This window comes from Thermoanaerobaculia bacterium (assembly GCA_035593605.1).
Lineage (GTDB): Bacteria > Acidobacteriota > Thermoanaerobaculia > UBA2201 > DAOSWS01 > DAOSWS01.
Window position 1 is genome coordinate 1 of record DAOSWS010000043.1, and the last position, 20,074, is coordinate 20,074.

The 20,074-nt window shown below is 51.1% G+C and carries 17 protein-coding genes; 10 read left to right on the top strand and 7 right to left on the bottom strand.

The window, feature by feature from the left end; translation table 11 throughout:
• Positions 1-148 precede the first annotated feature (148 nt).
• The 6 genes from metK (at position 149) to PLD04_14730 (ending at position 6,620) form a co-directional block, all read left to right on the top strand.
• Positions 149-1,300: a methionine adenosyltransferase gene (gene metK, locus PLD04_14705; GenBank protein ID HXK69577.1), complete on the top strand. Its 1,152-nt coding sequence runs from the start codon at positions 149-151 to the stop codon at positions 1,298-1,300.
• Complete coding sequence (ahcY, locus tag PLD04_14710; GenBank protein ID HXK69578.1) at positions 1,297-2,619, top strand: adenosylhomocysteinase; 1,323 nt, start codon at positions 1,297-1,299, stop codon at positions 2,617-2,619. The genes metK and ahcY overlap by 4 nt, the downstream gene beginning before the upstream one ends.
• Positions 2,620-2,684: 65 nt before the next feature.
• Positions 2,685-3,191, top strand: a complete 507-nt coding sequence (locus PLD04_14715; GenBank protein ID HXK69579.1) for a 1-acyl-sn-glycerol-3-phosphate acyltransferase — start codon at positions 2,685-2,687, stop codon at positions 3,189-3,191.
• A gap of 71 nt (positions 3,192-3,262) precedes the next feature.
• Entirely contained in the window at positions 3,263-4,591 is a 1,329-nt protein-coding gene (locus PLD04_14720; GenBank protein ID HXK69580.1) for a pitrilysin family protein, read from the top strand.
• A complete protein-coding gene (locus PLD04_14725) occupies positions 4,588-6,066 on the top strand; it encodes a pitrilysin family protein (GenBank protein ID HXK69581.1) in 1,479 nt (492 codons plus the stop codon). The genes PLD04_14720 and PLD04_14725 overlap by 4 nt, the downstream gene beginning before the upstream one ends.
• A gap of 98 nt (positions 6,067-6,164) precedes the next feature.
• Positions 6,165-6,620: a ferritin family protein gene (locus PLD04_14730; protein HXK69582.1), complete on the top strand. Its 456-nt coding sequence runs from the start codon at positions 6,165-6,167 to the stop codon at positions 6,618-6,620.
• A gap of 43 nt (positions 6,621-6,663) precedes the next feature.
• Here PLD04_14730 and PLD04_14735 read toward each other — a convergent pair whose 3' ends face one another.
• From PLD04_14735 to PLD04_14750, 4 genes are all read right to left on the bottom strand, one after another.
• Positions 6,664-8,238 (bottom strand): glycosyltransferase family 39 protein, encoded by a 1,575-nt coding sequence (locus PLD04_14735; GenBank protein HXK69583.1) that lies wholly within the window; start codon positions 8,236-8,238, stop codon positions 6,664-6,666.
• A 57-nt stretch (positions 8,239-8,295) separates the two neighbouring features.
• The gene (locus tag PLD04_14740; protein ID HXK69584.1) at positions 8,296-9,459 is read right to left on the bottom strand and encodes a DUF1311 domain-containing protein; all 1,164 of its coding nucleotides are present in this window, start codon (positions 9,457-9,459) and stop codon (positions 8,296-8,298) included.
• Positions 9,460-9,549: 90 nt separating this feature from the next.
• Entirely contained in the window at positions 9,550-10,482 is a 933-nt protein-coding gene (locus tag PLD04_14745; GenBank protein ID HXK69585.1) for an ADP-ribosylglycohydrolase family protein, read from the bottom strand.
• Positions 10,483-10,630: 148 nt separating this feature from the next.
• Positions 10,631-12,916 (bottom strand): DUF5916 domain-containing protein, encoded by a 2,286-nt coding sequence (locus PLD04_14750; GenBank protein HXK69586.1) that lies wholly within the window; start codon positions 12,914-12,916, stop codon positions 10,631-10,633.
• Positions 12,917-13,056: 140 nt separating this feature from the next.
• On the opposite strand from PLD04_14750, the gene PLD04_14755 reads away from it, so the two are divergent.
• On the top strand, positions 13,057-13,542 hold the full coding sequence (locus PLD04_14755; GenBank protein ID HXK69587.1) for a MarR family transcriptional regulator: 486 nt from the start codon (positions 13,057-13,059) through the stop codon (positions 13,540-13,542).
• An 84-nt stretch (positions 13,543-13,626) separates the two neighbouring features.
• Positions 13,627-14,994: a radical SAM protein gene (locus tag PLD04_14760; protein HXK69588.1), complete on the top strand. Its 1,368-nt coding sequence runs from the start codon at positions 13,627-13,629 to the stop codon at positions 14,992-14,994.
• A 28-nt stretch (positions 14,995-15,022) separates the two neighbouring features.
• Here the strand turns inward: PLD04_14760 and PLD04_14765 are convergent, their stop codons facing one another.
• From PLD04_14765 to PLD04_14775, 3 genes are read right to left on the bottom strand one after another with little or no spacing between them, the layout of a single operon-like run.
• Complete coding sequence (locus PLD04_14765; protein HXK69589.1) at positions 15,023-16,150, bottom strand: hypothetical protein; 1,128 nt, start codon at positions 16,148-16,150, stop codon at positions 15,023-15,025.
• A 43-nt stretch (positions 16,151-16,193) separates the two neighbouring features.
• On the bottom strand, positions 16,194-17,285 hold the full coding sequence (locus tag PLD04_14770) for a hypothetical protein (GenBank protein ID HXK69590.1): 1,092 nt from the start codon (positions 17,283-17,285) through the stop codon (positions 16,194-16,196).
• The gene (locus PLD04_14775) at positions 17,263-18,333 is read right to left on the bottom strand and encodes a right-handed parallel beta-helix repeat-containing protein (GenBank protein ID HXK69591.1); all 1,071 of its coding nucleotides are present in this window, start codon (positions 18,331-18,333) and stop codon (positions 17,263-17,265) included. The genes PLD04_14770 and PLD04_14775 overlap by 23 nt, the downstream gene beginning before the upstream one ends.
• A 172-nt stretch (positions 18,334-18,505) precedes the next feature.
• Here PLD04_14775 and PLD04_14780 point away from each other — a divergent pair, with 172 nt between their 5' ends.
• Positions 18,506-19,045 carry a PspC domain-containing protein gene (locus PLD04_14780; protein HXK69592.1) on the top strand — a complete coding sequence of 180 codons (540 nt, stop codon included), beginning with the start codon at positions 18,506-18,508 and terminating at the stop codon, positions 19,043-19,045.
• 12 nt (positions 19,046-19,057) lie between these two features.
• Positions 19,058-19,996: a DUF5668 domain-containing protein gene (locus PLD04_14785; protein HXK69593.1), complete on the top strand. Its 939-nt coding sequence runs from the start codon at positions 19,058-19,060 to the stop codon at positions 19,994-19,996.
• The last annotated feature ends 78 nt before the right edge of the window (positions 19,997-20,074 follow it).

The following is a 20,074-nucleotide window of genomic DNA, read 5'->3' on the forward strand; positions in this document are numbered from 1 at the left end:
TATTTCATTTTCCAGTCACAACGTTTGGACACTACTGGGACAGTCCCTATTTTATGGATTGAACTGAGGGTCAGTCTCAATACCTTTCTCTTGAATACAGGCCAGCCCTGTGGCATACTTGTGGGTCACCATCTCTGGAGGTAAAACCATGTCAATAGACGGAAATTACTTTTTCACATCGGAATCGGTAACCGAAGGGCACCCCGATAAGATCGCAGACCAGATTTCCGACTCCATCCTGGATGCCATTCTGGACCAGGATCCCAAGGGTCGCGTAGCCTGTGAAACGCTTGTGACCACGGGCATGGTCTTTATTGCCGGAGAGATCTCTACCACGGCCTATGTCGATTTCCCGAAAACTGTTCGAGAGACGATCCGGCAGATAGGGTACACCCGTGCGAAATACGGCTTCGACTATGAGACCTGTGCCGTGATTTCCTCCATCGACGAGCAGTCTCCCGACATTGCCCAGGGAGTTGATACGGGAGGAGCCGGGGATCAGGGCCTGATGTTCGGATATGCCTGTAATGACAACGATGCCCTGATGCCGATGCCCCTCACGCTGGCCCACAACCTTTGCATGCGGCTGGCCGAAGTGAGGAAGGGGAAGACGCTGGACTGGGTCCGCCCCGATGGAAAAGCTCAGGTCACAGTGGAATATGACAACCACAAACCGATCCGATGCGATGTCATTGTCTGTTCCACCCAGCACTCCCCTGAAATTGATTATGATGACCTTCGACAGGCCATCATTGACGAAGTCATCCGGAAGGCCATTCCGGCGGACATGATCGATAAGCCCACCGTCTTCCATATCAACCCGACTGGATCCTTTGAACGGGGAGGTCCCTGGGCGGACACAGGGCTGACCGGTCGAAAAATCATTGTGGACACCTACGGAGGCGTCGGGAGCCACGGTGGTGGCGCCTTTTCGGGAAAAGATCCCACAAAGGTCGACCGCTCGGCCTCCTACATGGCCCGTCACATCGCCAAAAACTTTGTTGCCGCCGGTGCCGCGGATCGAATTGAAGTTCAGCTTGCCTACGCCATCGGTGTCAAGGATCCCGTCGCCATCATGGTGGACACCTTCGGCACGGGCAGGGTTTCCGAAAATGACATCAAGAAGGTCATCCGCGAAATCTTCCCCCTGACCCCCCTGGGGATGATCGATTATCTCAACCTCCGCCGTCCCATCTACAAGAAGACCGCGGCCTATGGACACTTCGGCCGGGATCTTCCCGAGTTCACCTGGGAGAAGACGAACAAGGTGGATGAAATCCGACAGGCGTTGAAGCTATGAACGGCCACGTGAAAGATCCCTCGCTGGCCCCTCAGGGCCATCGCCGGATTGCCTGGGCAGAGCGTGAAATGCCGGTCCTGCGGGCCATTCGGGCTGATTTTGAAAGAGAACTTCCCCTGAAAGGGGAACGGATTGCCGCCTGCCTCCATGTAACCACGGAAACGGCCAACCTGATGCGCACGTTGAAGGCTGGAGGAGCACAGGTTGCTCTCTGCGCCTCCAATCCCCTCTCCACCCAGGATGATGCCGCTGCGGCTCTCCTGGAAGATGGGATCGAAGTCCACGCCATTCGGGGCGAGGATACAGATACCTATTACGACCATATCCGGGCCATGCTGGCAACCTTTCCCACGATCACCATGGACGATGGTGCCGACCTGGTATCCACGCTTACCGCCCTGTACCATGAAACTCTGGATACCGTACACCCCCGGGTCCGCTCCTGGTATGAAAGCCTCAGCGACGAACAGCGGGAGACTCTCACACGCGGCGTCCGGGGAAGTACCGAGGAGACGACAACCGGCGTAATTCGCCTGCGTGCCATGGCGGCGGACGGTGTTCTGCCCATCCCGGTAATTGCCGTCAATGACGCCCGGACCAAGCATCTTTTTGATAACCGGTACGGCACGGGACAGAGCACCGTGGATGGAGTTCTCCGGGCCACGAACGTTCTCCTTGCGGGTAAAAACGTCGTCATTGCGGGGTACGGCTGGTGTGGCCGCGGTCTGGCAATGCGGGCTCACGGCATGGGAAGCCATGTCATTGTTACCGAAGTCGATCCGGTCCGGGGCCTGGAGGCCCTGATGGACGGTTTTCGCGTGATGCCGATGGACGACGCCGCTCCGATTGGCGACATCTTTATCACCGTGACAGGGGATCGGGACGTCATCGTTGAACGCCACTTCCTCAAGATGAAAGACGGAGCCCTGGTAGCCAATTCCGGCCATTTCGATATTGAAATCGACCTGAAGGCCCTGAAGCGTCTCAGTACTCATCAGGAAGAGATTCGCGCGAATGTTCGCTCCTGTAAGCTGCAGAACGGAAAGAACATCTACCTCCTCGGAGAAGGTCGTCTGGTGAACCTGGCTGCCGCCGAAGGACATCCTGCCTCGGTCATGGACATGAGCTTCGCCAATCAGGCCCTTTCGGCCCGCTATATCAAGGAATACGCCGGTTCCCTCGAACGAGCGGTTTACCCGGTTCCCAAAGAACTGGATGACGGAATCGCAGAGCTGAAGCTCAAAACCATGGGGGTCAACATCGATGAACTGACGGAAGCCCAGAAAGCCTATCTTGCCTCCTGGAAAGAAGGAACCTGAGCAACTCCACACCCATGCGGGCACTTTCCCGGTTTCTTCTTCGTATAGTGGGCTGGAAAACGGAAATGATTCTTCTTTCGGAACCCAGGTATGTAATCATTGGATATCCCCATACCTCGAACTGGGACTTTCTCCTGATGATTCTCTTTCGATCAGCTCAAAACCTGAAGCTCAACTGGGTGGGAAAAAAATCTCTCTTTCGCTGGCCCTACGGGTGGATCATGAAAGCGCTTGGAGGCATCCCCGTGGATCGCCTTACGCCTCGTAACTTTGTCGCAAAGACGATGCAGACCTTTCGGGAGCGGGACCGGCTGTTCCTTGGAATCGCTCCAGAAGGGACCAGGAAAAAGACGGAATACTGGCGCCGGGGCTTCTACCATATTGCCGCTGGAGCCGGCGTCCCGATTGCACTGGGATTTATTGACCGATCGACGAAGACAATCGGAATCGGGAAAGTCGTCAATCCTTCCGGTAATCTGTCAGTCGATATGGAAATCATCAGAGAATTTTACAGGGATAAAACCGGGATCAACCCCGATCAGGCAGGGATAATCCAGGTTAAGGAAGAATGATTCTCAGTCGGCCGAGAACCCAGGGTGATCGTTCCCGTAAATGAATCCAGACGAAGCAGGAGGAACACTGTATGCGCGCATTTATCATTGTTTCGGCACTTATCCTCATGGTGACACAACTTCCGGCGGAAGACCTCTTTACCTTTCCCATCCATGAGACGAAACTTCCCAATGGATTCACCGTGATTGCCGTCCCCATGGACACTCCGGGAATCCTGGCCTATTACACCGTCGTACGAACCGGGTCCCGGAACGAGCCGGAAAAGGGAAAGACCGGATTTGCCCATTTCTTTGAGCATATGATGTTCCGGGGAACCGATCGATTCCCCGAACAGGCATACAACCAGATCCTCAAGGAGATGGGAGCCGATTCGAATGCATACACTTCCGATGACGAAACGGTCTACCACATTACCGGATCTTCCGATTATCTGGAGACCCTCATGGACATCGAGAGTGATCGTTTTCAAAACCTGAAGTATGCGGAAGAGGAATTTAAAAAAGAAGCGGGAGCTGTCCTTGGGGAATACAGAAAGAGCCAGGCCAACCCCTTCCTGAGCCTCTACGAAGCCATGCTGGGAACAGCCTACACAACCCATACCTATCGCCACACGACAATGGGATTTTTCGACGATATTCTGGACATGCCCAACCAGTATGACCATTCCATTGATTTTTTTCGTCGATATTATCGACCGGAAAACTGCATCCTCATTGTTGCGGGAGATGTTCAGCCCGAAACGGTCGTCTCCCTGGCAAAGAAATATTACGGTCCGTGGAAAAAAGGGTACGATCCCAAACCCGTTCCGGAAGAGCCCGTGCAAAAGGAAGAACGCCGAACGACGGTGGACTGGGATCTCCCCACAAACCCCTACCTCTTCATCGGTTATCATTGCCCCGTATTTGACCCCGCCGACCCTCGAAGCGCCTCCCTGGCCGTAATTTCCGAACTCCTTTTTGCTTCCAACGCCCCCCTGTACCAGGAACTTGTCGTGGAAAAACAACAGGTTGAATTTGTCAGCGCCTGGTCTGGAATGCAGCGGGATCCGGGACTCTTTTCCGTCATCACCAGGCTCCACGATGCTTCGAACCTTGAAGCAGTGGAGAATCGAATTCGCACCTCCCTTGAAAACCTTGCTAAAGACGGGGTGGATGCGGCCGATCTTAAAAAGGTGAAATCCTACCTTCGATACGATTTTGCCGGTGGCCTGACGACACCGGACGCGGTGGCCAGCGCACTGGTTCGATTCATTGTCCCCACGGGATCCTGGAAGTCACTCAATACCTATTACAAGACTCTGGACCACCTCTCAACAGCTGAGGTGATCAAAACAGCGGGGGACATATTCAAAGCCACCAACTGTACCATTGTCACTCTCAAGGAAAGGAGTACGCCATGAGATTTCTCCTTTTGATTGCCGGAATCATCCTGTTTGCGGGAACTGCTTCCGCTGCCGTTCCCCTGGAACAGATCCCCAGTCCCACCTACCCTACCGTAACCCTTCGAGTTCAATGGAACGTCGGGTCGATGGACGATCCGGCCGGCAAGGAGGGTCTGGCCTATCTGATGGCGGAATCGATGATCGAAGGTGGAACCCGGGATCTTACGTACCGGGAAGTCCAGGATCGTCTCTTTCCCATGGCGGCCTCAATTCGCGTACTTGTGGATAAAGAAACCTCGACATTCATTGGAGAAGTCCACCGAGACCACCTTAAAGATTTTTATAAGATCTTTAAAGCACTGATCACGGAACCCCGACTCGATCCGAAGGATATCGATCGGGTAAAACAGCAGATCATGGCCTACATTGAGAAAAGTCTTCGCAGTGCCGATGATGAACAGCTGGGGAAGGAAGTTCTCTCCTCAACCCTGTATAAAGGTCACCCCTACGGTCATCTGACGATGGGAAATCTGACTGATCTTGCCACCATTACAGCGGATGATATCCGTTCTTTTCACGATACAGCCTTCACCCGCAACAATGTCACCCTTGGCATTGCGGGTGGATACCCTTCCTCCTTCATTACCACCTTTTCCCGGGATTTCTCAAGGCTTCCGGATACCCGAATGGACCGTTCCCCCCTCCCCGATCCTCCCGCCCTGGAAGGAAGACACGTCGTCCTGGTTCAGAAGGAAACCTCGGGAGCCGCCATTTCCATCGGCTTTCCCATTTCTATCACCCGCGGACATCAAGATTTCATTCCTTTAATGGTGGCCAACAGCTACCTGGGTGAACATCGAACCTTTAACGGTGTTCTCATGAATCACATGCGGGGAGACCGCGGCTTGAACTACGGAGACTATTCGTATATTGAATACTTCGATCAGGATGGAGGAACCACCTTTTCTCTGCCGAATATCGCCCGGAGACAGCAATTCTTCTCGATCTGGATCCGACCGGTCGATCCGCGTAATGCCCTCTTTTCCATTCGTCAGTCGCTTTTTGAAACCGACAGGCTTATCCGGGAGGGTATTTCGGAGGAAGAGTTTGAAGCCGCCAGAAAGTTTGTTCGGAACTACTCGAAGCTTTGGGTCCAAAGCCTCTCCCGTCGCCTGGGTTACCTGATGGACAGCCGGTTCTATGGTACCGGGGATTTTATCCGCGAAATTGACACCCGACTGGAAACCCTGACAAGAGATGAAGTCAATGATGCCATCCGGACCTATCTCCAGACGGAAAACCTGGTTATCGCGGTCGTAGCAAAAGACGCAGAAACCATGAAGACCTTACTCGAAAAGGAAATTGCTTCTCCCATTATGTACCAGACCGAAGGTACGAAATGCGATCTCCTGAAGGAAGATAAAGTGATTGAATCGTACCCTCTGAATGTAACATCGGTTACGATCACCCCGGTGGACACACTCTTTCAATAATCGAAACTTACGTTTATCCCGATCGAGGCAGGGCGTTTCTCGCCCTGCCTTTTTCATGCATTTTCATAGAAAAACCAAAATCGTATATACTGGACCCAATGAACACGTTCGAATCCATGCTTGACGTAATTCTCACAGCCATTCATGCTGAAAAGGATGCCGCAAGCTTCTATCTGGCCATGGGTGATAAAATCAAATCCCCTGTCCTGAAGGACGGCTTCCGAATTCTGGCCAGGGAAGAAGAATTGCACCTGTCAATCCTGAAAGAAATTTACCTTGACATTCCCGGACAGTCGAAAAACCGTGAATTCGGCACCTCATCCTACACTCCGGCTGAATTTCCACCCTTTACCGGCGGATCCCTGCGGGAAATTCTTGAATACGCGCTGGAGAGGGAATACGAGGCAATACATCTCTATACCTCACTCTCCAGGCAGGGGCAGAATCAGGAAGCCATGAACACCTTCCTGCGGCTGGTTTCCATGGAGGAATGGCACGTACACTATCTGAAAAGGTCTCTTTCTCATATCGAGCAGTTTGCACACCCCTCCTGAGATTCAACTGTCTCATCCCAGGAATAGATGTTTTGCCCGGACCTTACAGGGACGGGGATAGAGAAGAGAGAGCCTGATTTTCCGGATAACAGATGAAGATATAGTGCTGAAAGGGAAGATCAAGGACACGATAAGGAATGCCTGCAACCTCCAACTCTTTTTGAATCGTCTTTCTGTCCTCCCCTCTTTTTCCCACGAGAACATGGGTGGCTGGCTCCTGCAGGATTTCACTGATTTCTTCTTCGAGGCTTTCAGGTTTAGTGAAAAAGGGATAGGTACGGCGGCCCGTCGTCACCCGTTCCACTTCTCCTGGAAAATAGAGGCTCAGTCCTTCCATATGTTCATTCACCGACACGATCTCGCAGGTATTGGAAGGTACGGAAGTCTTCAGCACATTATAGAAAATCCTCATATTTTCGTGAGATGAATAGTAGGCGCCGGCCACCTTCAGCGACAGCAGAGAAGTGACGATAAGAGCTATAACCACGAAGGACCGGTTCAGTGTCAGCCAGGACGGGGAATGTGCATACAGTTTCACACTATCCTTGAAGGGCCATCGTATGGCTGTGAGAAGGGCCATGGCCGGGAAGAGCGGCAGCAGGTAAAAAGGAAGCCTGGAATTTGCCAGGAAAAAGACTGTGAGAGGAATGGCAATCCACAGAGTCAACAAGAGCTGAGAAGAGTTCATTTTCACGGGCTCTCGATTCTGTTTCCAATTTCTGATTCGTTTCTGAAGGCCGTATACCCACACGAATGACCAGGGGAGAGTTCCAATGGTCAGGACAAGAAGGTAAACATATGTACCCAACAGTCCCGGGTTGCGGGCATAGGTGGTCGATACGGTCCTGCCGACAACCTGGTTGTCCAGAAAATAGGCCAGGGCACCGGGAATACTTTTACTTACGAAAACAAACCAGGAAAGACCGATCAGCGTAAAAGCCGCAAACCCGGCCAGGGTCCATACGTTGAGAAATCTACGCCAGAGATGTCTGCGAAAGAGGAGAAATGCGACCATGGCCCCTCCGGGAATCAGGGCCGCAATGCTCTTGGTGAGAAAGCCGAACCCCAGCACGACCCCCAGCAACAGAATCCACAGGCCCGTTCTTCGGGGCGGGTCGCGGACAACCATCCAGAATGCCAGACAGGAAGCCGTGGTCCAGAGTGTCAGAGGAGTATCCGGCGTGATGACATTGGCTGCGATGAAAGGCATCAGCATCGTGGAATAGATCAAAGAGGCCCGGAAGCCAATTTTTCGCCCACCCATCGTTTTTCCTAGAAAAAAGACGATCAGAATCGTGATCAGATAATAGATGGCATGAAAGAACCTGGCCCCCCACTCGTGCTGTCCAAAAAGAAGAATACCGGAAGCGATCCCCCACATGGTGAAGGGCGGTTTATCCAGCCAGGGCTGGTGGTCAATCCGGGGGATCATCCAGTCTCCGGTTTCGATCATATCGAGGGCGATCGAAACATAGTATCCTTCGTCGGGAGAATAGATTCCCCGGCTTCCCTGGAAGGTGAAGGCAAGAAGGACGAACATACAGAGGAGCCCCAGGAAAAACAGACGCTCCCTGTTTGCACTCCTTTTCACTTCATCGGAGTCGATTGGATCGTACATCGAATGTCTCCCGGGCGATAATGATGATCAACTCTGTAAGCATTCCGAGGCAATGATTTATTCCACGAGACGGGCAGTAGGATCCTTTTCATCTTTACCGGTTTGTTTCAACAGCATTCGGGAATTCATTTTTCCAGACGATCGATCAATTTCCACCTGAAACGTCGGAACATTCTCAAGAAAGTAGGTATAAAGAATCGACGAATCGGTTTCCATCACCTCTCTCGCTTTATTCGTGATCATCGGGTAGAGCCAGTCACGAAAGGCATTGTCTGCAGAAAGATCAAACGCTCGCCGGTCCGGAATCAGGCGGGGCGTGCTTTCCTCCCAGGTCATTCCTTTCTGAAAGGCACCCAGAACCTGGATTTCGTCGACCTGGACCATCGAATCACCGACAAGAACTGTAAAGTAAAACTTCACCTTTTCAATATTACCCACTGGTTCCAATAGATTTACATAGTGCGCGAACGGCCTGAGCCTGGTGACGGTTCCATCCATTGCGACAACGTCCGCATAGCAGGATGGAACACCTTCCACCACAAGGGAATGGATCTCGACGGGTGACCTGAAATGAACTTCAGCCCAGGGATTGGGATCTCCCGGGTCGCTCACCCAGGTGGAATAGTTCATGCCATCGATCCAGTTGGTTCCATGATCGAAGGCGTTGGGAATACCGTAATACCGGTTGCTAAGCGAACGGTTTCCATTTACGGAGGATGCGGACACTTCCGACAGGGATGTTCGAGCGACATTGAAAACACCTGCCGGCACACGAAGCGATGGTGGAGAAGCGGGCTCCGCTCCCGTAATTTCCGAGATTCCGTCTACCTGACCGTAAGGAAAATGTTCTTTCAGCCACTCGATTCTCTCCCTGGCTGTTTGAATCCTGCACTCCAGCATGGCATTGAGTGCCCTTTCAGGATCGGGATTCCCTGCTGAAACAGCATCGCAGTCTTTTTCCCTCGACACGATCCAGGCACGCTGGGAGAATTGTAGCTTCAACAGCCATGAGACTCTTGCCTGGTTTGGAATCGTCTCATCTTTCAGCGATTCCTGAGCCAGTGCGTATGCCTTCTCCAATCTGGACTCCATAGTGGTCACCTGCGCTTCAAGGGTTTGCGAGCCACAAATGTCATCCTCCGCCCAGAGTCCTGAGCCAGCGAAAAGAATGGAGAGTGTCATGATATAAACCAATTGCCGGAATGAGGATAAAACGTTCATGAGTGCCATTCTACCATTCAGGGGAAGGCCCTTTATTCTCCAGGACTGAAAATTTTAAGCAGAATCCAATCCTTCGGATCGGAAAGGGTCTTATCCATTCAGCCTGCGGACTTCATAGAGACGCTCGGCCATACCAAGGATGAGATCGGGTTTCGCGATTTGATCACGCCACTCTGAAGGTATGCCCTCAATTCCATAATAGGCGCCCGCCAGTTGACCAAAGATTGCCCCCGTTGTATCGGCATCCTCTCCCAGATTCACTGCCTTGCAGCAGCCTTCAGAAAATGACGCACTATGGTAGAAGGCCCACAGTGCGGCTTCGAGCGACCGTACAACATACCCCGAACCCCTTATTTCTGGAGGTTTTCGAAATTTAAAGGAGCCGCCTGCCACCTCTCCAATTTCCGGAGCAAGAGGATTCTTCCTCCAGTAACCCGGGACTGGAGCATAGCCTTTCGATAAAAAGATCTCCTTTGCGACTCCCTGCAGTGCAGCAACCATCAATCCGCAAAAATATCGGCAGCCATCCACCGCGGTTCGCGCACCGTGGGTGACCAGAGAACTTTCTCCGGCTCTTTCCATGGCCTCGCCTGGATCCAGGGCGTAAAAGAGTGCAACGGGAGCAAGCCGCATAAGGGATCCATTTCCAGCGCGTTCCGGGTCCGTAGAACCGCTGATGGCTTCTCCTGTTTTCTCATACTGCTCCAGAGCATGCCGGACCGTGGAGCCGATATCAAAAAAGGTTCCTGTTGAACTCATGTACCCTTCGCGGTACCAGCGAATATATCGTTCCATCAAATCATCCGGATCAAATTCACGACACTCGATAAGACTCTCAGCCAGACAGAGAGCCATGGAGGTATCGTCCGTCCACTGACCTTTTCTCAGGCCAAAGGGACCTCCTCCCTGAATGTCGGAAACCGGCTTGAATTTCCCGGGCTTTTGAAACTCCAGGGGAACGCCCATGGCATCCCCTACCGCAAGCCCCATCAGGGCACCTAAATATCTAGACTTTTCATCCATATCCATACTCCATGTTCGGGGTAAACCATTTCTCATTCATATCTCCACCGGGCCACCTGGCCTGGATGATTATTCAAGAAACCACTTTTCACATCAAGAACTCCATCTCCCTCACTGTATATGATACACCCGGATCAAGAAAAATGTGTCATCGGGTCCAGGCATAGCCGATTTTCAGAAAGACGGTTCGATTCAGCTGAGTAAGATCGATATCCTGATCTCCAAGCCGGGTATCCGAATATCCAAGAAAGAGAACCGTACGCGGGTTCAATTTATAAGAGTAAAGCATCTGGGTAAAGAGGTTTTTTGACTCCGGCTCCCGGTCATCGATATAGAGATCGGTTTCATACTGATGGTCCACGCCCTGAAGGATCAGACGCAGAAAGGTCCTCGGTGTAAATTGATAGGTCATGGTGACCTGACCAATTCTTGCTGTATAGAGCCTTCCTTCGGGTACGGACATCTTTTCGTAGGTCAGATCGAACCAGTACTCCAGGTGACGGCCGGGCTTATGCTGCAGGCCGACATTCGTTCGAAAACGATTCCCAGGACGATGGTTCACATAATCAATCCGGTCTCCCCACCAGAAATTGATCCAGTAGTGGAAATCCCCATTGGGAGACATACAGTTGTGAATGTAATACCTGTTCAGATTGTAGATCTCCTGCCCGTAACCTTCCCGGGTTCGATCGTATTCCAGCATGACATGGGACTGGAGTGGCCCCGTATAGTTGGCGGTAATGTACCCATTATCCTGTAATACCTCTCCCTGCTGGTCCTCCCGTTTCCATCCTCCAGCCTCGACACTCAACCCCGTGAACCAGGTTTCTCCCACAGGAATCCAGGAGTACTCCGCAGCACCCCGGATCTGCCGGTAATCCACCTGAGGCATATACCCCATGTCGGCACGGAAATCCTCACCGACATCAACATATTCGGCTACCCACACGAAGTTCCTCGAACTGTGGCGAAAGTAAAACCAACCGGCAAAATCACTGAAGGACCCGGAGGGCTGATCGTAATCCTCCACCACACGATCCGGATACTCCGTGGAGGACCCTACCACCAGGATCTTGAACCAGTCCCTGTCGGTGAACCTGAGATTTCCGTCTAGTCCGAGAACACTGTTCTGATATCCATCTCCTTTCCGTCCTGTCAGATGCGTCCCAAAGGTATACGAATCCCCAAAATCCTTCGCATACCGGACCACCGTGGACATCGAGTCGGTATCCAGCGTCAGCCAGGACGAACCCTGGCTTCCAGGCAGGATCACATTGGTCGTGTCATCCTGAACCAGGTAAGCTCCAAGGGTGTGACTTTTTTCTTTTCCCGTAAGCTTCAATCCCCAGGAGGGTTCACGTACGGTTCTTGTGTACACGGTATTAAACTGATTGCTGAAAATATCCGCTCCTTCCATGAAAAATGGGCGTTTCTCTTCATAGTACAAAGCGAAAGGTTCATTCACATCCAACTGGAGGGAATCGGCTTCCACCTGCGAAAAATCGGGATTCAGCGTACTTGAAAGTGTCAGGTTGGTGGTAAATCCCCATTTCACGGTAAGACCGGCCTCCACATCCTCCCGATCCCGCTCCATGGAACCACCGGGAAAATCCGGTCTTGAATCGGTCGCAACTGCCGTAAGTGTCGGATTCACTTCAAGATTAAGCCCCGGTGTCAGCCCGGCAAACCCTTTAATTTTAATGGCCTGACAGAGATAGCAATTATTGTTTCGATCTCTTGGAAAGGCACCCATCTGGCGATGAAAGCTCCTTGTGTACCCGCGAACCGCATCAAAGCCCCAGATCTGTTCTCCAGGAACTCGCTGAAAACGAAGCGTGGAAAAGGGTATTTTCATTTCTGCGGTCCAGCCCCAGGATTCGATTTTGCATACTGCATCCCAGATTCCGTCCCAGCTTCCCCCACTCCCTCCATTCCAGACTTCAATTGAATCCATCTGGATCCCCAGTGGATTCACAACAAAGAGATAATCACGCCGTTGATCGTTAAATGTATCCAGAACGATTCCGACCCAGTCGTCACTCCACGCATTATCTCTGTCCGAAAGATGGGCACGGATCTCTTCCGGGTTTGGATCATACGCTTTGAATGCTGCATAAAGATTGGATTCGTCATGGGTCAGCCAGACCGTGGTGCGAACCGGTGCCGGAATATTTTCCCCGGGTGTCAATTCGATCGGAACCTCAATATTCCAGGCATTAACCCATCCGGGTTCATCCAGGATACCATCCAGGACGATGGGTCCGGAGGTCGGTCGTATGGATTGAACCTCTGCAGTAATCATTTTTTCCGCTTCCTGAGCTACGCTCGTGACACAAACTATCATCAGGAACAGCATCAGAATTCCCCTGGTCACGGATCTCGGATTGCACCATCCTCTTGAAGTCCCAACTCTGATCAGAAACCGCTGGTCCATCGGCCCTCCTGCCGTTCTCGACATGAGTGTTACACCCTTTTAACGTAAAAATATCTATCAGGTTTCATGAAACGGAGTTGAAACAGGGTTGACAAATTACGTTTACTGATATACAATATAGATATGAAGGAATACTGCTAATGAGCCTGAAAGAGGAACTCGGATTTCCCAACCCCATCACCACACCTGGTCATGAGACTCTTCTCTCGATCTTTGTGACCTCGGGAATTCTTGCAAAAGAAGGCGACAGGCTCCTTCGTCCTCTGGGTCTTACAGAGTCTCAGTTCAATGTACTTATGCTCCTTGAACACCAGTCAAACGGCAGCCTGGATCAGGTTTCCATCGGACGCATGCTCGTTGTCAATCGATCCAATGTTACGGGCCTCATCGATCGTATGGAACGGGAAGGCCTTGTGGAACGCTTTCCCGATCCCGTCGATCGCCGAATCAAACAGGTACGCATGACACGCAAGGGGAAAGAGATTCTTTCCAGAGCCCAGTTGCTTTACATCAAGGGGGTACAACAGGCCGTAACATCCCTTCCAGATAAGGACCAGAATGATCTATGCCGTATCCTGGAAACCATCCGTAGAACCATAACCTCATCTCAAAAGAAGGAAGATTAATGAATTCCAACGCCTGGTTTTCCTTTTTTTTACCCTTTTTTGTTTATATGTATACCGTACACTTCTTATCTTAAGGAGGTTCGTATGAACATTCTTCTCATTTCTCCAGCCAATGGCAAGTGGAGAAACGTGGGTCGGAAAAGATGGAGCGGTGGAAGGACATTTCGTTTTTCCATGCTTTCCCTTCTTTCTGTAGCCGCTGAATGTCCTCCAGGATCCAACATTATCCTCGTGGATGAACAGTTGAATGACATTCCCTTTTCTTCTCATTTTGATCTTGTGGGAATCACGGCAATGACAGCAACAGCTTCACGAGCCTTCAAGATCGGTGACACCTTTCGTTCCATGGGAGTTCCCGTTGTTCTTGGTGGAATGTATCCCACGTTCTGCCCGGAAGAATCACTGCTCCATGCAGATGCGGTGTGCGCGGGTGAAGTTGAAGGGATCTGGCCCAAAATAGTTGAAGATGCGCGACGGGGATTCCTTCGAGGGATCTACAGATCTTCAGAGCCCTATGATCTTTCCAGACTAAAATCCCTCCCCCGCCACCTACTGTCTCGTCGGCATTACGCGACGTTACAGGCGGTGCAGGCAACGCGGGGCTGTCCGAACCGTTGTTCATTCTGTTCCGTATCTTCTTTTCATGGGGGCAGCTTTCGAACTCGTCCCATTGCATCGATCGTCGAAGAAGTCCGAAATCTTCCAGATCATTTTTTTATTTTCGTTGACGACAACCTCACGGCCGAGCCTGCATATGCGCGAGAGCTTTTTCATGCCCTGCTTCCCCTGAAAAAACACTGGATGAGCCAGACCACCCTACAGATTACAGATGACCCGGAACTCGTAAGTCTAGCCTCACGATCGGGCTGTGTCGGCCTCTTTGTGGGACTGGAAACCTTTTCGGAGAAAAACCTGGAAGGCGTTGTTAAGGGATTCAATCAAGTGGAAGAGTATCGATCCCGGATCTCCCTTTTGCACGAACACGGGATCGGTGTGGAGGCTGGGATTGTCCTGGGATTTGATCAGGATCGAGTCGATGTCTTTTCGAAAACGTTACACACGCTGGAGGATCTGCAGATCGACATGGCTCAAATCTCCATCCTCACCCCCTTGCCCGGTACTCCTCAATTTGAACGCATGCGGCATCGTATCGTAGATTGTGATCTTGACCATTTCGACTACCATCATGCTGTGTTACAACCGGCAGGTATGTCTATCGAAGAGTTGCAATCCGGGCATGACTGGCTTACACGTGAATTCTATTCTCCGTCGAGAATTGCCCGTAGATTGAGAAGAATTCTTACCATGCGGTATGGATTCCGTGTTTTTCCCTATGCATCAGCGATCAATGGGGCCTATTTCAGCAGAGTACGAAGCTGGAACATTCGCGGGACCGATCCATCTGTAAAGACCAAACTCCAATCCGGAATCGTTATGGTTAAGGCATCCTGATTCCCGGGGACAGTACAATCATGTAATTTTACGTGAGAATGGCATAACCCAGCATTTGAGATATGGAAATTGTCAGAGACACGGCGACCCCCACGGCGAAGACCACACCCAGGAAAATCCAAAGAACCTGATGTAGAAAAAGCCTCCGCAAGGCCTTTCGCTCCTCTCCAACAGCAACGAGAAAAAGATCGGTTGGTGCAAGGAAACGGAGAATTTTCCCCGGCCGACCGAAGATGTCAACGAGCCGCAGATACCAGCGCCCGTAGGGTGGAATCCAGGGTTTTATAACTGGGTCCTTTCCTTCTCCGTCCGGCAGGCCAAGATATCCAATGAGATGCACTTCCTCGCCATCCATCAGGACTCTCAGTCCATGGACAGGATGAGGATTCAGGGCATACCTTGGATTCATTGTATCGTTGCCCTCAGGTGGTTCCACCCGTATGGAGCCTGTTTCATCCTCGATGAGGAAGGGTTCGTTGTGATAAACCTGCAGGTCATCATACAGAGGGCTGTGTCCCAGAATGGGGCATTCTTTGGGTCTGTTCTCAGCATGACATACTGTTCCATGAAGCTCCACCAGCCCCATGGCAGCAGAACGAATTTTGGATGTTGCCAGAGACCTGATCTGCCTTCGAACGCCCAGTGCCCATTGGATCCGGCTGAATACGGAGACGGTTGCAAAAAGTACAGGGATACACAGGATGGAAAAGAGAATCGCCAGTACTTTCATGAAGGTAAAACCTTCCCCTGCCTTCAATCCCAGCCGGACAAGAAAGGCCGCGAGCCCCAGGGGGGGAGCGCCTGCAAATATTCCAACCATCATTCCCATCGTGATAAAAAAAATGGAGAAAGTTATAACAAAATAGAGCAGTAAGGGAATAATCCACAGAGGATTTTTTGGAAAAGTCAACGGTGCGTATGTGTGTTTCTGACGATAGAGAGAACGTACAAATAGAACATTCAGGAAAAAAACAATAATGAAGATACTTTCCTCAAAGAAATCAACGGCTAACTGCCAGTTTTCCTCAAACCCCAGATCGCTCTTCCCGAACAGGTACCAGAGAAGGATAAGAATGCCCGAAACCCCGATGGGCCATAACAGAGCCATGATGAACCATCCATCCTGGAAGACTGAAGATTTCGGTTTGGCTTCCATACAGGTACGATACTATAAAAATGAAAATATTATTCAAAACTACCTACGGGCATGCCGTCACCTGCTGAGGGAGGCACGGATCGATGGATGCAGGTCTTGGATCCCCGGAGGATTCAAACCCGTAGGCCCCTTCGCGAATATCCGTCAGGGGTAAAATGAGAATATAGGAGTCTCCGCGTGGTGATGAAACATCCGTGGTCAGGTTTCCCGACGTCGTACATACAACCGGCATGTGGCTCGGATAGGAGTTCAGATTCCCGGCATACACAGCATAATCTTTATCGGATGAGAGGCAGGAACCTCCCCAGGACAGGTGAAGCCAGCCTGGAATTGTTGAGGATTTCGTCACCATAAGGGGTGTTCCCGCCAGGCCGTCTCTCTCGGGAACCTCTCCTGCACCGGAGGCGACTCCGAAGGCAAAATCCCGCAGCTGGGTTCCTGCAGGCCAGTCAGGATCCACGAAATAGGAATAAAAAGATCCGTCGTGAACCCACACCAGTTGTCCCGGTAAAAAAGTTACATCTCCAATGGTGGTAGGCACATCGAAGGTCAGGACCAGATCGCCAAAGGGATCCAGTTCGGCTCCGACCACGTTGGAGGACGGCGGAATCCCTGCACCGTCGCCATCCCAGTAAAGATTCCACGACCCGGAGTAAACGAGCAGATCATTCTGACTGTACTCGGTTCCCCCGAGATTTACGGGAACATCAAAGCTCACGACATGGTAGCCGCTTGAATTAAAAAAGAGAGCGTCGATCCTTGCCTTATCCGGAATCCCGAGTCCTCCCCCATCCAGAATCATTCCGACGGACATTCCGTTAAAGACGAGGATATCGCGGGGCTCAAAGTAGGTCGAGCTTCCGACCTTGATCGGTTCCGCCGGAGAAAATTGCCAGCGGCTCGAGGTTTCCCTGGCCAGAGATCCGATCGGAATGTTCGAGGGAAGGAAGAGAGCCTTGGAGTAGTTACCTGCCAAAGATTCAACAATATCATTGGTGGTGTAGGTGGTCCCCTGAAGGGTCGAGGGGACATCGACACCAAAATAATAGACCGCCGTGAATCCCGCCAGCGGAATGAACAGGAACAGAAGAAAAAAGACCTGGCCTTTAAGGTTACGGCAGGTTCCCGCCGCCATTGGTGCCTCCCGTCGCAGGTGTGGTGTTTCCATGCAGGAAGTTGTTTCGATAATAGCTGGTTGAATTTGAACAGTAGATTCCTGTCACAAAATTTGAAACAGAGTTTCCCTCGGCAAGATCATAGTTAGAATAGAGAGAAATACCTCTCGAGTTGCTGAGCAACATACCTCTGACTCGATTATTACGCACTGTACAGCCGGGATTAAAGATTGTGATTCCATAGTCATCAATTTCCGAGAGCACATTATCTTCAACCAGGCTGGCACCCTTATCCACCTGGATCCCGTAATTAGTACCCTGAATCGTGTTTCGTGAAATCAGGTTTCCTCCGTGAGTGTTGACGGCGATTCCAAATCCTCCTCCGTTGTTAAAGACTGAATTTTCCGAAATAACGATGCTTCCAACAACAACTACGTTGGACATCACGGCGATCCCGGACCAGTTCGTGTTAAACCACTTGATTTGATTTGCAACAATCCTTCCGGCCGCCATACCGTCAGCATATATACCACTTAATCCAGCATTTCTCACAGAATTATCTTCAATGTTGGCGACAAAATCACACTCAGGGCAAAGGAGCGAGATTCCATACCCGGTCAGGTTGGCAGCAGTAACAGGTCTGATTCGGGTACGATAGATATTAATACGCTCAAGATTCTGAACTGATATTCCAGTTTCCGTCGTTGCAATATCCAAGTTGTCAACCGTGATGGAACAAAAGTCAGTATCAAATGCCAGATGATAGATTCCAGAGGCTCCGCCGACAAGAGTTCCATCCTCAATCCTAATATTCTTCTTCCCGCTACTGATCGAAACCACACCGTTGGATGTTGTCGAATTCGTCAGGGTAAAGCCGTTCAGATCGAGGGTCACGTTGTCCGCGCTGATCCAGAACACGGTTCCTGAACTGGTGATGTCACGGGTCACAACATAGCTTCCAGATGCCGAGATCGTTCCCGACTGATAGAGAGGGATTCTGCCCTCATCCGCAAACATGGATCCTGCAAACAGCAACATGACCATAAGAAAAATTCCATGATTTTGCATAGAAGCCTCCACGGTTCGGTGAATATTCTTATTGCCACCAGCTTCACAATCCTCAATCCGGATAGTATTCCAACCCCTGAACGTTGTCAATCATGAGAATCCTATTTATAAAATTGGAACAAAATTGTCTATTCTGCGTAGTTCTGGGTGTCAGTTCACTCTGGAGGTACGCATGGCAGATCGACTCTATCGCAGCAGAACAGAACGGGTTCTTTTCGGAGTTTGTGGCGGCCTGGGGGAATACCTGAACCTGGACCCTACTCTCTTTCGGGTATTGTTCATTATTTTAACCTTTACGGGAGGAATCGGCGTGATTGCCTACCTGGCCCTGGCCCTGATCGCGCCCCTTGAAAAGACCAGAAGCCAGGATTCAAAAGAGGTAATCCGTGAAAATATGGGGGAAATGGGAGACGCCGCACGAAGCGCGGCGGCGAGCGTAAAAAAGTCCCTGAAGCGAAAACAACCGTCGAAAGAGACTGGAGAAACAGAGCCTGGTCCAATACCGGAATCTCCCTTCATGGAAGATGAAAAAGTAGTGCCTCCAACCGAGACATCCATCCGGTCCCGCCGCCTTGTTGTTGCATTTTCCCTTATAGTTGTGGGAATCTTATTACTGGCTCACAATCTCGGATGGATCTGGTGGCTGGATTGGGACATCGTTCTTCCCCTGGCGGTAATCGCAGCCGGCATCGGCCTCCTCATCCGCCGATAAAGGAGACACATTATGAGTGAAACCCGACGTCGCGGACATTCCATTCTCTTTCCCCTGCTTCTCATCCTCGCAGGGGTTTACTTTCTTGCGTACAATCTTGGATGGACCCGGATCGATCCATGGGATGCCTTCTCTACATTCTGGCCCGTCATTTTGATTGCCTTAGGCCTCGATATCGTCCTGGCCCGGGCCAACCCCTGGATTTCGGGATTGGTGGCGATCTTCTTTGTTGTCGTCCTCTTTCTCATTTCAGGAACCCATGAAATGGCCCGAATGATAAAAGAAGACACATGCGAGCTTTCGTCTCAGGCCGTTATGATTCCCATTGAAGAAGCAACGGAAGGAAAACTCTTTCTCCAGTTTGCAGGCGGCGACATCAATGTCAAAGCGGGAAACCAAGAGAGCAGCTATTTCCTGGAAGGATCGGTCCGGCTTCCCGTAAAAGAAACCCTGGAAGTTGAGCAGATCCTTGAAAATAATGTATTGAAGGTAACCCTGAGCGAGTCCCGGGCAAAGCATCACATTCGTCTCCACGGCCTGCAAAGAAATCAGCCAAAAGATCGCCTGACACTAAACCTGAATCGGACGTTCCCCACTGCTCTTGACCTCAACCTGGACGCGGTAACAGCCGATCTGAATCTGGAAGACACGACCGTGACCGATCTTACGCTTGATCTCGATGCCGGCACGGGAAGGGTAAGGCTCCCGGTTCTTTCTAAAGAAGTGGAAGGATCTGCGGATATCTCCATCGATGTCGGGACCCTCACCCTCTGGATTCCCGAGAGCTGTTCTGCCCGAATTCATACGAACACGGACATCAGTACCCGGATCATCGATGAAGAACGTTTTCCAAGGAAGGGAGAGGATTATGAATCGGAAAACTTCGACTCTTCTCCATGTCGCTGGACACTCAAAATCGATGCCGACGTGTCAACGGTGACAGTAAAATAAGACTTCGCGCAGTTCCCGTAATTAAATAGGGACTGTCCCAGTAGTGTCCAAACGTTGTGACTGGAAAATGAAATATAT

Excerpts from the sequence above, each read along its gene's own strand:
- metK (HXK69577.1), top strand. The coding sequence starts at position 149 with ATGTCAATAGACGGAAATTACTTTTTCACATCGGAATCGGTAACCGAA.
- ahcY (HXK69578.1), top strand. The coding sequence starts at position 1,297 with ATGAACGGCCACGTGAAAGATCCCTCGCTGGCCCCTCAGGGCCATCGC.
- PLD04_14715 (HXK69579.1), top strand. The coding sequence starts at position 2,685 with ATGATTCTTCTTTCGGAACCCAGGTATGTAATCATTGGATATCCCCAT.
- PLD04_14720 (HXK69580.1), top strand. The coding sequence starts at position 3,263 with ATGCGCGCATTTATCATTGTTTCGGCACTTATCCTCATGGTGACACAA.
- PLD04_14725 (HXK69581.1), top strand. The coding sequence starts at position 4,588 with ATGAGATTTCTCCTTTTGATTGCCGGAATCATCCTGTTTGCGGGAACT.
- PLD04_14730 (HXK69582.1), top strand. The coding sequence starts at position 6,165 with ATGAACACGTTCGAATCCATGCTTGACGTAATTCTCACAGCCATTCAT.
- PLD04_14735 (HXK69583.1), bottom strand. The coding sequence starts at position 8,238 with ATGTACGATCCAATCGACTCCGATGAAGTGAAAAGGAGTGCAAACAGG.
- PLD04_14740 (HXK69584.1), bottom strand. The coding sequence starts at position 9,459 with ATGAACGTTTTATCCTCATTCCGGCAATTGGTTTATATCATGACACTC.
- PLD04_14745 (HXK69585.1), bottom strand. The coding sequence starts at position 10,482 with ATGGATGAAAAGTCTAGATATTTAGGTGCCCTGATGGGGCTTGCGGTA.
- PLD04_14750 (HXK69586.1), bottom strand. The coding sequence starts at position 12,916 with ATGGACCAGCGGTTTCTGATCAGAGTTGGGACTTCAAGAGGATGGTGC.
- PLD04_14755 (HXK69587.1), top strand. The coding sequence starts at position 13,057 with ATGAGCCTGAAAGAGGAACTCGGATTTCCCAACCCCATCACCACACCT.
- PLD04_14760 (HXK69588.1), top strand. The coding sequence starts at position 13,627 with ATGAACATTCTTCTCATTTCTCCAGCCAATGGCAAGTGGAGAAACGTG.
- PLD04_14765 (HXK69589.1), bottom strand. The coding sequence starts at position 16,150 with ATGGAAGCCAAACCGAAATCTTCAGTCTTCCAGGATGGATGGTTCATC.
- PLD04_14770 (HXK69590.1), bottom strand. The coding sequence starts at position 17,285 with ATGGCGGCGGGAACCTGCCGTAACCTTAAAGGCCAGGTCTTTTTTCTT.
- PLD04_14775 (HXK69591.1), bottom strand. The coding sequence starts at position 18,333 with ATGCAAAATCATGGAATTTTTCTTATGGTCATGTTGCTGTTTGCAGGA.
- PLD04_14780 (HXK69592.1), top strand. The coding sequence starts at position 18,506 with ATGGCAGATCGACTCTATCGCAGCAGAACAGAACGGGTTCTTTTCGGA.
- PLD04_14785 (HXK69593.1), top strand. The coding sequence starts at position 19,058 with ATGAGTGAAACCCGACGTCGCGGACATTCCATTCTCTTTCCCCTGCTT.